Source organism: Reyranella sp. (assembly GCF_965229815.1).
GTDB lineage: Bacteria > Pseudomonadota > Alphaproteobacteria > Reyranellales > Reyranellaceae > Reyranella.
In genome coordinates, this window is sequence record NZ_CBDDJN010000006.1 from 492,008 (window position 1) to 504,023 (window position 12,016).

General features: G+C 69.1%; 12 protein-coding genes. 6 read left to right on the forward strand and 6 right to left on the reverse strand.

From position 1 onward, the window contains the following. Positions 1–35: 35 nt before the first annotated feature. The 4 genes from accC to ACO073_RS13690 all read right to left on the reverse strand — a co-directional run bounded on the left by accC (position 36) and on the right by ACO073_RS13690 (position 2,878). Positions 36–1,379 (reverse strand): acetyl-CoA carboxylase biotin carboxylase subunit, encoded by a 1,344-nt coding sequence (gene accC / locus ACO073_RS13675; protein ID WP_421998011.1) that lies wholly within the window; start codon positions 1,377–1,379, stop codon positions 36–38. A 12-nt stretch (positions 1,380–1,391) separates the two neighbouring features. Then, positions 1,392–1,847, reverse strand: a complete 456-nt coding sequence (gene accB, locus ACO073_RS13680; RefSeq protein ID WP_421998012.1) for an acetyl-CoA carboxylase biotin carboxyl carrier protein — start codon at positions 1,845–1,847, stop codon at positions 1,392–1,394. 21 nt (positions 1,848–1,868) lie between these two features. Next, positions 1,869–2,339, reverse strand: a complete 471-nt coding sequence (gene aroQ, locus ACO073_RS13685; RefSeq protein WP_421998013.1) for a type II 3-dehydroquinate dehydratase — start codon at positions 2,337–2,339, stop codon at positions 1,869–1,871. A gap of 77 nt (positions 2,340–2,416) precedes the next feature. Beyond that, on the reverse strand, positions 2,417–2,878 hold the full coding sequence (locus tag ACO073_RS13690) for a MarR family winged helix-turn-helix transcriptional regulator (protein ID WP_421998014.1): 462 nt from the start codon (positions 2,876–2,878) through the stop codon (positions 2,417–2,419). A gap of 70 nt (positions 2,879–2,948) precedes the next feature. On the opposite strand from ACO073_RS13690, the gene hppD reads away from it, so the two are divergent. From hppD to ACO073_RS13715, 5 genes are all read left to right on the forward strand, one after another. Continuing rightward, positions 2,949–4,034 carry a 4-hydroxyphenylpyruvate dioxygenase gene (hppD, locus tag ACO073_RS13695; RefSeq protein ID WP_421998015.1) on the forward strand — a complete coding sequence of 362 codons (1,086 nt, stop codon included), beginning with the start codon at positions 2,949–2,951 and terminating at the stop codon, positions 4,032–4,034. A 16-nt stretch (positions 4,035–4,050) separates the two neighbouring features. After that, positions 4,051–5,199, forward strand: coding sequence for a homogentisate 1,2-dioxygenase (locus ACO073_RS13700; RefSeq protein ID WP_421998016.1), 1,149 nt, complete (start codon positions 4,051–4,053; stop codon positions 5,197–5,199). Between the two features lie 106 nt (positions 5,200–5,305). Beyond that, positions 5,306–6,298 (forward strand): fumarylacetoacetate hydrolase family protein, encoded by a 993-nt coding sequence (locus tag ACO073_RS13705; protein WP_421998018.1) that lies wholly within the window; start codon positions 5,306–5,308, stop codon positions 6,296–6,298. A 29-nt stretch (positions 6,299–6,327) separates the two neighbouring features. Beyond that, positions 6,328–6,972, forward strand: a complete 645-nt coding sequence (gene maiA, locus ACO073_RS13710; RefSeq protein WP_421998019.1) for a maleylacetoacetate isomerase — start codon at positions 6,328–6,330, stop codon at positions 6,970–6,972. After that, entirely contained in the window at positions 6,969–8,453 is a 1,485-nt protein-coding gene (locus tag ACO073_RS13715) for a hypothetical protein (protein WP_421998020.1), read from the forward strand. Before maiA ends, ACO073_RS13715 begins: the two co-directional genes overlap by 4 nt. A gap of 27 nt (positions 8,454–8,480) precedes the next feature. Here ACO073_RS13715 and ACO073_RS13720 read toward each other — a convergent pair whose 3' ends face one another. Together ACO073_RS13720 and ACO073_RS13725 are read right to left on the reverse strand one after the other, a co-directional pair. Further along, entirely contained in the window at positions 8,481–9,251 is a 771-nt protein-coding gene (locus tag ACO073_RS13720; protein WP_421998021.1) for a DsbA family protein, read from the reverse strand. A 15-nt stretch (positions 9,252–9,266) separates the two neighbouring features. Continuing rightward, the gene (locus ACO073_RS13725; protein WP_421998022.1) at positions 9,267–10,646 is read right to left on the reverse strand and encodes a M48 family metalloprotease; all 1,380 of its coding nucleotides are present in this window, start codon (positions 10,644–10,646) and stop codon (positions 9,267–9,269) included. A gap of 49 nt (positions 10,647–10,695) precedes the next feature. Here ACO073_RS13725 and ACO073_RS13730 point away from each other — a divergent pair, with 49 nt between their 5' ends. Further along, positions 10,696–12,015 carry a gamma-glutamyltransferase gene (locus ACO073_RS13730; protein ID WP_421998023.1) on the forward strand — a complete coding sequence of 440 codons (1,320 nt, stop codon included), beginning with the start codon at positions 10,696–10,698 and terminating at the stop codon, positions 12,013–12,015. The last annotated feature ends 1 nt before the right edge of the window (position 12,016 follow it).

A 12,016-nucleotide genomic window follows, 5' to 3' on the forward strand; every position in this document is an offset into this window, starting at 1 on the left:
GAGGAAATCGAAGGATACGCGCGCCGCATGCCCGCCTACTTCTTCAGGCCGACCAGCTTCTCCAGCCAGTGGATGTCGTAGTCGCCGTCGATGAAGGCCTGTTCGCCGATGATGCGCTGGTGGAGCGGTATCGTGGTGTCGATGCCACCGATCACGAATTCCTCCAGCGAACGGCGCAGCCGCATCAGGCACTCGTTGCGGCTGGTGCCATTGACGATCAGCTTGGCGACCATCGAATCGTAGTAGGGCGGGATCGAATAGCCGGTGTAGAGACCGGAATCGACCCGCACGCCGAGGCCGCCGGGAGGGTGGTAGTCGGCGATGCGGCCGGGACTGGGCGTGAAGGTCTCGGGATTCTCCGCATTGATGCGGCATTCGATGGCGTGGCCCTGGATCTTGATGTCCTCTTGGCGGAGGCCGAGCTCGCCACCGGCGGCGATGCGGATCTGCTCGCGCACCAGGTCGATCCCGGTCACCGCCTCGGTGATGGGATGCTCGACCTGCAGGCGCGTGTTCATCTCGATGAAGTAGAATTCGCCGTCCTGGAACAGGAATTCCAGGGTGCCGGCGCCGCGGTACTTGAGCGTCCGCACCGCGGCGGCGGCGAGCTCGCCGATGCGGCGGCGCTGTTCGGGATTGAGCGCGGGCGAGGGGGCTTCCTCGAGCACCTTCTGGTGCCGGCGCTGCAGGGAGCAATCGCGTTCGCCGAGATGGATGCCGCCGCCCTTGCCGTCGCCCAGCACCTGGATCTCGATGTGGCGCGGCCGGCCGAGATACTTCTCGACGTAGACGGAGTCGTTGCCGAATGCCGCCTTGGCCTCGGCGCGCGCCAGCGAGAATGCCTCGGCGGCGGACTCTTCGTCGTTCACCACCTTCATGCCGCGGCCGCCGCCGCCGGCGACGGCCTTGATCAGGACCGGCCAGCCGATCGAAACGCCAAGCGCCTGCACCTCTTCCAGGGAGCCGACCGGGCCGGGCGAGCCCGGCACCAGCGGCAGGCCCAGCTCCTTGGCGGTCTGCTTGGCGACGATCTTGTCGCCCATCATGCTGATGTGCTGCGGCGTCGGGCCGATGAAGGTGAAGCCATGCGCCTCTACCGCCTCGGCGAACCGCGCGTTCTCGGACAGGAAGCCGTAGCCGGGGTGGATGGCATCGGCGCCGGCGATGGTCGCCGCCGACAGGATGGCGGGAATGTTGAGGTAGCTGTCGCGTGCCGGCGGCGGTCCGATGCAGACCGATTCGTCGGCCAGGCGGACGTGCATGGCGTCGCTGTCGGCCGTCGAATGGACGGCCACGGTCTCGATGCCCATCTCGCGGCAGGCGCGATGGATGCGCAGTGCGATCTCGCCCCGGTTGGCGATCAGGACCTTGTCGAACATCCGCGCGAGGCCCTATTCGACGATCATCAGCGGCTCGCCGAACTCCACCGGCTGGGCATTGTCGACCAGGATCTGGGCCACCGTGCCCGCCTTGGGCGCCTTGATGGGATTGAAGGTCTTCATCGCCTCGATGATCAGAAGCGTCTGGCCGGCCGCCACCTTGTCGCCGATCGACACGAAGGCGGGCTTGCCGGGTTCCGGAGCGAGGTAGGCGGTGCCCACCATGGGCGAGGTGACCGCGCCGGGATGCTTGGCGACGTCGCCGGATGCGGGCGCGGCGGCGGTCGCTGCCGCCGCCGGCGGGGGAGCCGCCGCGGCCATCGCTGCCGGGGCCGCCACCGTCACGGCGGGGCGCGCCACGCGGATGCGCCTGTCGCCCTCGGCCAACTCGATCTCCCCGAGGTCGGTCTCGTGGAGGATCTGAGCCAGCTTGCGGACGAACTCGGTATCCATCTCGAATTTTGCCATGAACGGAAGCCCCGATTGATGTCAGCGTTTCAGGAGGCGCGACAGCGCCTGCAGCGCCAGGAGATAGCCCTGGCTGCCGAGGCCGGCGATCACGCCGACTGCCGCCGGGCTGATGTAGGAATGATGGCGGAAGCTCTCGCGCTTGTAGATGTTGGAAAGGTGCACCTCGACGACGGGCAGCTCGGCCGCGTTCAGGGCGTCGAGGATCGCCACCGACGTATGGGTATAGGCGCCGGCGTTGATGACGATCCCGGCATTGCCGTCGCGCGCGGCCTGGATGCGATCGACCAGCACGCCCTCGTGGTTGCTCTGCGCGAATTCGACATTTATCCCCAGGCGCAGGGCTTCGGCGCGGCAGGCCTTCTCGATGTCGGCCAGTGTCTCGCTTCCATAGATTTCCGGCTGCCGCTTGCCGAGCATGTTGAGATTGGGCCCGTTGAGCACCAGCACCGGCTTTTGCGCGGGTGCGGGGCGGGCGGCCTTTGCGGCCAAATCTGGTTCTCCCTCGCCTGACAGAGCGGGCGTTATAGCATGGCGACTTCGCGCCACAAGGCGCGCGCAAAGCCGCCTCAGGGGGGCTGCCGCAGCGTCCGGGCGCGGGCCATCAGGCGGTCGATCGCGGCATCGAGGCTGCGCCGGTCCTCGTCCGACAGGGCCTCGGCCAGGCGGCCCTCGTAGTCGAGGGCCAGCGGCACGATGCGGGCATACATGGCCTGCCCGCGGGCGCTCAGCCGCAGCGAGGCGCGCCGCCGGTCGGTGCGATCGGTCGCCCGCTCGACGAGGCCGCGCTCCTCGAGCCCGGCGACGGCCCGGCTCACGGCCACCTTGTCCATGGCGATGCGCTGCCCCACATCCGAGGCGGTGAGCGGCGCATACCGGCCCAGCGCCGCCATGACCCGCCACTGCGTGACCGACAGGCCGAAGGTCTCGGCATAGCGATCGTGCAGGGCCTGTGAAACGAGCTGGGCCAGCACGGACAGGCGGTACGGGAGAAAATTCTCCAGTTCGAGGGCTTGCGCGGCCTTCGGCATGATAGTTACATATGAAACTAATTACCCGCTTGGGTCAATTCGACCCGCAGGGTCCGTTCGGGAGGTCGACATGGCCAGCGTCATGCAATCCGCCGAGATCGAAGAGATCAATCCGATGGGGACCGACGGCTTCGAGTTCGTCGAGTACGCCGCGCCCGATCCGGCGGCGCTCGGCGCGCTGTTCGAGAGCATGGGCTTCGTGAAGGTCGCCAAGCACCGCTCCAAGGACGTCTCGCTCTATCGCCAGGGCGACGTGAACTTCATCGTCAATGCCGAGAAGGACAGCTTCGCCCAGGGCTTCGCGCGGGTGCACGGCCCGTCGATCTGCGCCATCGCGCTGCGCGTCCGCAACTCCGCCTACGCCTACAAGCGGGCGCAGTCGCTGGGCGCCTGGGGCGTCGAGGGCAAGGTCGGGCCGATGGAGCTCAACATCCCGGCGATCAAGGGGATCGGCGATTCGCTGATCTACCTGGTCGACCGCTACGGCGAGCGCGGCACGATCTACGACGTCGACTTCGAGTACCTGCCCGGCGTCGAGCGCCACCCGAAGGGCGTCGGCCTCACCTACATCGATCACCTGACGCACAACGTCCATCGCGGGCGCATGGCGGAATGGGCCGAGTTCTACGAGCGCCTCTTCAATTTCCGCGAGATCCGCTACTTCGACATCGAGGGCAAGCTCACCGGCCTCAAGTCGAAGGCGATGACCAGCCCGTGCGGCAAGATCCGCATCCCGATCAACGAGAGCACCGACGACAAGTCGCAGATCCAGGAATATCTGTCGGCCTATCACGGCGAGGGCATCCAGCACATCGCGCTCGGCACCGACGACATCTACGAGACCGTGGAGACGCTGAAGGGCAAGGGCGTGCCGTTCCAGACCGTGCCCGACACCTACTACGAGCAGATCGATGCGCGCCTGCCGGGCCATGGCGAGGATCTCGACCGGCTCGCCGCCGACCGCATCCTGATCGACGGCGCCCCGACCAAGGGCGGCGGGCTCCTGCTGCAGATCTTCACCCAGACGGTGATCGGCCCGATCTTCTTCGAGATCATCCAGCGCCGCGGCAACGAGGGCTTCGGCGAGGGCAACTTCCGCGCCCTGTTCGAATCGATCGAGCTCGACCAGATCCGCCGCGGCGTGCTGAAGGCATAGGAAGCAGGAGGAAACGATGGCGAGGAACTGGATTCCACTGCGCCAGGTCGAGGGAACGGCCTCGCGCCAGGCGCACGTCCGGCTGCCCGAGGGCACCTACGAGCGCGAGATCAGCAAGGAGGGTTTCTTCGGCCCCTCCGCGCAGTTCCATCACAGGCACAAGCCGACCGACTGGGTGGAGTTCGACGGGGCGATCCGGCCGCGCGCCTTCGACATGAACAAGCTCGCGACGGCGACCGGCAATCCCTGGACGTCCGAGCTGGTGATGAGCAACCCGCACATCCAGATGCGCGTCTGGAAGCTCGACCGGGCGATGTCCGATCTGGCGCGCAACAGCGACGGCGACCAGATCCTGTTCGTCCACGAGGGCGAGGGCGCGCTCTACTGCGACTACGGCCATCTCGACTATCGCGACGGCGACTACCTCGTCATCCCGCGCGGCACGATGTGGCGCCTGGAACCGGCGAAGCCCACGATGATCCTCATGATCGAGGCGACCAACGACCATTTCACGCTGCCCGACAAGGGGCTGGTCGGCCGCCACGCCATCTTCGACCCGGCGATGCTGGACGCGCCCGTCATCGACGACGCCTTCCGCGCCCAACAGGACGAGCGGCCGTGGAAAGTCTCCGTGAAGCGCCGCAACCAGCTCTCGACCGTGACCTATCCGTTCAATCCGCTCGACGCGGTGGGATGGCACGGCGACCTCAGCGTCGTGCGGATCAACTGGCGCGACCTGCGGCCGCTGATGAGCCACCGGTTCCACCTGCCGCCCTCGGCCCATTCGACCTTCGTGACCGGCCGCTTCGTGGTCTGCACCTTCGTGCCGCGCCCGCTGGAGAGCGATCCCGAGGCGCTGCGTCTGCCGTTCTTCCACAACAACGACGATTTCGAGGAAGTGATCTTCTATCACCGGGGCAGCTTCTTCAGCCGCGACAACATCCATCCCGGCATGATGACGGTGCATCCGTCCGGCTTCACCCACGGTCCGCATCCCAAGGCGTTCAACGCCGCGACAAAGGGCGGCAAGACCGAGACCGACGAGGTCGCCGTCATGATCGACACGCGCGACGCTGTCGACATCGCCGCCATGCCGGCCGGCGTCGAGTTCGAGGGCTACGTGAAGTCGTGGCGCGCGCCCGACCTCAAGCAGGCGGCGGAGTAGGGCGGCAAGGGCTCCGCACTCCTCGCCTGCTTCTCTTTCATGTTCCTCTCCCCCTAGCGGGGGAGAGGAACATGAGAGGCATGTGGCTCTGTAAGGGAAGGAACCAATGAAACTCGCTTCACTGAAGGAAGGCGGCCGCGACGGCACGCTGATCGTGGTCGACCGCGCGGTGAAGCGCGCGGTGCGCGCGGCCGGGGTCGCGCCGACCCTGCAGACGGCGCTGGAGGACTGGCCGGCGGCTGCGCCGCGGCTGCGCGCCCTGGCCGGCGAGCTGGAGGAGGGCAAGGCGGCGGGGGCCTTCGATCTCGACACGAGGGCGCTGGCGGCGCCGCTGCCGCGCGCCTACCAGTGGGCCGACGGCTCGGCCTACGTCGTCCACGTCGAGCTGGTGCGCAGGGCGCGCGGCGTGGAGATGCCGCCGTCCTTCTGGACCGATCCGCTGATGTACCAGGGCGGGTCTGATTCGTTCATCGGACCCAACGACGACATCGAGGCGGTGGACGAGGCGCACGGCATCGACTTCGAAGGCGAGATCGGCGTCATCGTCGACGATGTCCCGATGGGCATCACGCCCGAGGCCGCGCGCGGCCACATCCGGCTGGTCACCATCCTGAACGACGTATCGCTGCGCAACGTCATCGTCGGCGAGCTGGCGAAGGGTTTCGGCTTCTTCCACGGCAAGCCCGCCACCGCCTTCGCGCCGGTGGCGGTGACGCCCGACGAGCTCGGCAAGGCCTGGGACGGCGCCCGCCTCGACCGGCCGCTGATCTCGACGCTCAACGGCAAGGAGTTCGGCCATCCCAATGCCGCCACGGACCTGACCTTCGACTTCGGCCAGCTCATCGCGCATGCCGCGACGACGCGGCATCTCGAGGCCGGGACCGTCGTCGGCTCCGGAACGGTCGCGAACCGCGATGCCGGCGTCGGCTGCTCCTGCATCGCCGAGCGGCGGGTGCGCGAGACGATCGAGGGCGGCAAGCCGGTGACGCCCTTCATGTCGTTCGGCGACCGCATCCGGATCGAGATGCTCGACGACGACGGCCGGTCGATCTTCGGCGCCATCGATCAGAAGGTCGTTCGCTACGCGCCGCCCCGCTGAGCCGTGCTAAGGTCGCTGCGGAGGCTTTCATGAAGCTCATCGGGTACTTTCGCTCCTCGGCGGCGTTCCGCGTACGCATCGCCCTCAACCTCAAGGGGCTCGCGGTGGAGCACGCGTCGCGGCATCTGCGGAAGGGCGAGCAGTTCTCCGCCGACTACGTGGCGCTGAACCCGCAGAAGCTGGTGCCGGCGCTCGTGCTCGATTCGGGTGAGGTCCTCACCCAGTCCATGGCCATCCTCGAATACCTCGAGGAGACCCATCCCGAGCCGCCGATCCTGCCGAAGGTTCCCGCGGACCGGGCGCGGGTGCGCGCGCTGGCGCTGATCTGCGCCGCCGACATCCATCCGATCCAGAACCTTCGGGTCATGTCCTACCTGCGGCAGAAGTTCGGGCAGACCGAGGAAAGCGCCTTCGCCTGGTCGCGACACTGGATCGAGACCGGCTTCGAGGCCTACGAGGCCACGGTCAAGGACGACCCCAGGACGGGAGCCTTCAGCCACGGCGACCAGCCGACCATGGCCGATCTCTGCCTCGCGCCGCAGGTCTTCAACGCCTGCCGCTTCAAGGTGGACATGGAGCGGTTCCCGACCATCCGGCGCATCCATGCCGCCTGCATGGCGCACCCGGCCTTCGCCGCCGCCGAGCCGTCGCGCCAGCCGGATGCCGAACCATGAGGAAGATCGTCGTCGCCCTCGCCATCGTCGTGGTGCTGGCCGCCGCGGCGGTCGCGGCGGTCCCGTTCCTCGAGCGCCAGGCCGCGGCCGAGATCAAGCGCGGCCTCGAGCGCAACGGCACGACCAAGGTGGAGGAGGTCGAGGTCGGTCTCTTCGATCGGCGCGTCCGCCTGTCGAACCTCTCGTCATCCAACAGGGGTACGACGCTCACCGTCGCACGCTGGGAAGCCTCGGGGCTGGCATGGCCGCTCGACGAACTGCTGCGCGGCCACACGCCGCTCGACGGCTTCCAGCTCGGCGATCCGCTCCGCGCCGAGCAGGTCGAGATGGCGAACGTCCGCGTCGTCGAGTCCTCGGGGCAAGCCGACTGGAGCATCGAGCTCGTCAAGATCGACGGCTTCGATCTCGCGCGCTTCGACGCCCTCGGCGTGCCGGAGGGTTACTTCCGCCCGGCCGTACAGATGGCGCGGGCGATGGGGGCCCTTACCGTGCGACGCCTCGAGGAAAGGAACGCCGTCTTCACCCTGCCCACCGGCGACACGGTCGGCGTGGGGTCTGTTGTCGTCGACGGATACGACCGCGGCCGGATCGCCGCCGTCTCGGTCACCGCGCTCGAGGCGACGGCCCGGGACGGTCGGGCGCCGCTCTATCGCGTGGCCGAGATCAAGGCCGGTGACGTCGACCTCACCCGCACGATCGCCGCCCTGTCGGCGGAGGACTGGGTGCCGGGCGCGCCGGTCGGCCGGGTGACGGCGGACAATGCGAGCGCCACCGGATTCAGTGGCCAGACGCTCGAGACCTACGGCATCGCCTTGGGCGGCGCGAACTTCGCCACCACACGCGAGAGCGACAAGATCCGGCGCACCCGCCTTCGCGTCGAGGGCTTCGTGCTGGCGCCGCCGCTCCGCGGCCTGGAGGCGCTCAAGGTGCGTCTGGCCCTGCAGACGATGGGTCTGAAGGAAGTGAGGGCGGACTTCGATTGCAACTTCGGCGAGGACCGCGGCAGCGGCGAAGCCACCCTCGGCCCCTGCGAGCTGGTCGGCCCCGGCCTCGGCGAGATCAAGCTGTCGGGCCGGATCGTCGATGCCGACGCGGCCTTCTGGGAGGCCACCGACACCGGAAGCATGCTGTCCCTGGCCGATTCGACGGCGGCGCTCGGCATGGCGCAGCTGGCCGTGGTCGACAGGAGCCTGCTCGAGCGGGGATTGCGGGCGCTGGCCACCGCCACGGGCCAGCCGCTGGCGACGGCGCGGGCCAACCTCGCGCGCGAGATCCGTCGCTACCAGCCCACGGGCGTGCTGATCTCACAGGCGATGACCCAGCTGATGGACACCGTCGCGAGGTTCATCGAGCAGGGCGGCACGCTGGTGATCGACGCCAAGCCCCAGCCGCCGCTCACCTTCGAGAGCATGGAGAGGCTGGGCCGGCCCGGCGCCGATTTCGTCTCGCTTCTCGGCCTGTCCGCCACGCTCGGTCGCTGACCGGGCGGGCAGACCGGCGCGCGGTTCTCAGCCCTGGCCCTTGCGGGCGTCGGCGATGAGCTGCTTCAGGGTCGCGGCGTCGACGGCGCCCGGGACGAACTGCTTGCCGACCACGAACGCCGGCGTGCCGCGGACGCCGAGCGCGCTCGCCAGCGCGAGGTTGCGGTCGATGAGCTTCTTGAGCGCCGGATCTTCCATGTCCTTCTCGAGCCTTGCCTGGTCGAGGCCGACCGATGCGGCGATCTCGAGGATCTTGGCGCGGTCGAGCTTGCCGGAATACTCCATCAGCGCGTCGTGCATCGCCTTGTGCTTGCCCTGCTTCGCCGACGCCAGGGCGGCAAGGGCGGCGATGCGCGAGGCTTCGCCCAGGATCGGCAGGTCCTTGTAGATCACCTTGACCTTGCCGTCGGCGCCGACCACCGACTTCATCGCCTGGTGGGCACGCTTGCAGTAGGGGCACTGGTAGTCGCTGAACTCCACGATGGTGACGTCGCCGTCGGGGTTGCCCGCCACGGGGCTTTCCGGATCGCCATAGAGCTCAGCCTGGTTCTCCTGCACGCCCTTCTGGGCGACCGCATCGCGCTGGCTGTCCTGCTTGCGCTCGAGCTCCTGCATGGCCTCGACCAGGACTTCGGGATTGGCCATCAGGTAGGCGCGGATGTCGCGCCCCAGGGTGGCCTTGTCGCCGGTCGGGGCCGGACCGTCCTGGGCGACGGCGAGAGGCGCCCGCGTGCCGGCCGCCGCGAGCAGGCCGGCGAGCACGAGGCCGCCGCAGAGAACGAGGAGGACGGCGCGCATGGATGAACTCCGGAATTAGCGGCGGCCCGCGGGCCGCGTGTTGATGTATGCCTTGATGTCCTGGGCCCGCTGCCATGCCGGCGTATTCGGCTGGAGCTGGCGTGTCGCGGCGTCGGCATGGGACTGCGCTTCGGCGCGCTGGCCACGGACGACGGCCATCTCGGCACGGGCGAGCGACGTCATGCCGGGATTGTTGAGCTTCGAGTAGCCGGCCGCCATCAGCCGCCACAGCTCGAAGGAATCGCTTTCGCCCTGTTGCGCGGCCAGCTCGAGATTTCGCACCGCCTCGCGGTCATTGGCCGGATTGTTCGACTCGATCAGCGTGCGGGCAAAATCGATCTTGAGCAGGCCGGAGGAGGGAAGGAGCTGCACGGCGCGCCGATAGTAGGTGACGGCCTCGGCGACCCGGCCGTTCTCGAACAGCATCTGGCCGCGGACCTCGTTGAAATACGGGTCGTTGGGATACTCCTTGAGCAGCCCGTCGATGGTCAGCAGGGCCGAGCCCAGCGCCCCCTTGCGGTACCAGGCGATCGCCCGGGCGTAGCGGGCGGGCACCGAGCGGTCGGCCTCGCGGAAGCGCTGCAGCGCCATGTCGGGAGCAACGAAGCCCATCAGCTTGGCCACCATGCGGTGATGCAGGTCGAGCGCCTGCGGCGTGTCGGGCTTGTTGACGTAGGGCGAGCGCGCCGCTGCCTGCTCGAAGGCCGAGATGCGCTCGGGCGTGAGCGGGTGGGTGGTGAGGTAGGGATCGCGGCGGTTGATCTGCAGCCGCTCCTCCCGCTGCAGCTGGTTCAGGAACTCGATGGTGCCCTTGGGCGACTGGCCGGTGCGCTGCAGGTAGGTCATCGCGGCCTGGTCGGCCGAGCTTTCCTGGGTCTGCGTGTAGTGCAGGAACGACAGGAGGGAGCCGGGCGCACGCGGCCCGCCGATGCCCGTCGTCGGGCCGCCACGGCCCACCGAGCTGCCGGAGACGGCGCCGCCGGCCATTGCACCCGCGCCCAGCAACGCTTCCAGGATCTGCAGCGTCGACAGGTTGCGCAGCTCTTCCTGCATGCGCGCGAGGTGGCCGCCGGCGATATGGCCGCTTTCGTGCGCCAGCACGCCGACCAGCTGGTTCGGCGTCTCGGTCCGCATGATCAGGCCGGTGTTGATGAAGATCCGCTGGCCGCCCGCCACGAAGGCGTTGAGCGCGTTGTCTTGGACGATCATGATCTCGACGGCATTGGGATCGAGTCCCGCGGCCCGCCAGATCGGCACGGCGAAGGTGCGGATGGTGTTCTCGATCTCGGCGTCGCGGATCAGATTGAGTCGTTGACCTTGCTGCGCGCGCGCGGCACCAAGCGGCGCCAGCGCGACGAGGGCGAGAGAGAAGAGGGTGATGATGCGTCGAAACACGGGCAGCACGGTCTCTGGGCAGGCTAAGAACGCCAGGCGGTCGCGTCAATTGCGCAGCCTGGCCCTGGCGGGGCTGTTCTTGCTGGCAGCATGTGGCAGAAGTGAGACGGACCGCGAGAGCGACCGCACGGCCAACGCCGCCAATCCGGCGGGCCGGGCGCCCAACCGTGCCGGCCTCTCGAATCTGATCCGTACACAGGCCGGCTTCGCCGCCGTGTCCGCCGGCGAGAGCCGGGCGGCCGAGGTTGGCCGCGACATCCTCCAGGCGGGCGGCAACGCGACCGATGCCGCGGTCGCCATGTACTTCGCGACCGCCGTCACCCTGCCGTCGGCCGCCGGGCTCGGCGCCTCGGGGGCCTGTATCGTGCACGACGAAAAGTCGAAGACCGCCGAGGCCTTCGTGTTCCCGCCGATCGCGGCGCCGGGCTCGGTCCATGGCCAGCCGTTCGCCGTGCCGTCGGGGGTGCGGGCGATCACGCTGATGCACGTGCGGCACGGCCAGCTTCGCTGGGAGCAGACGGTGGCGCCGGCCGAGCGCCTGGCGCGGTTCGGCGTACCGGTCTCGCACGCGCTGGGGCGCGACCTGCTGGCGGGCGCGTCCTTCCTGAGCGCCGATCGCGAGGCGCAGCGGCTGTTCGGCAGCCTGCGGGAAGGCAGCACGCTCGTGCAGCCCGAACTGGCGGGCACGCTTGGCTCGATCCGCCAGCGCGGTGGCGGCGAGTTCTTCCAGGGCCGGCTTGCCCGGACGCTGTCGGAACAGATCTCGGCCATCGGCGGCAGCCTGCCGGTGGAGGCGCTGCGCAACGCCGTCCCACAGGCCAGCGCGCCGACCACCGAGACCTATGGCCGTCGCCGCGTCTACGTCGCGCCGCCGCCCGCCGCCGGGGCCCTCGCGGTGGCCGGCTGGAAGGGCCAGCAGCCGGCCGGCCCGACGCCGACCAGCTCCAACGGGTTTTCGGGCTTCGTCGCGGTCGATGCCAAGGCCGGAGCGACCGCCTGCGCCCTGTCTATGGGCCAGTTGTTCGGTGCACGCGCCGTCGTCCCCGGGCTCGGCGTGATGCTGGGCGCGCCGACTCCCGAGGCGGGCTCGGTGAGCCCGCTGATCGTCGCCAACCCGCACAATGGCGAGTTCACCTTCGCCGGCGCCGGCGGTGGCGCGCCGACGGCCGCGCAGGCGACCGGCTCGGTGGCCCGCGCGACGGTCGAGGACGACCAGCCGCTCGCCAACGTGCTGTCGGCCCGCGGCGGACGGGGCGGCTGGGTCAACGCCCTCGTCTGCCCGAACGGCCTGCGCAGCGACAGCGCCGCCTGTCGCGCCGCCATCGACCCGACCGGTGCCGGGCTGGCCCTCATCGCGTCCGACCGCTAGC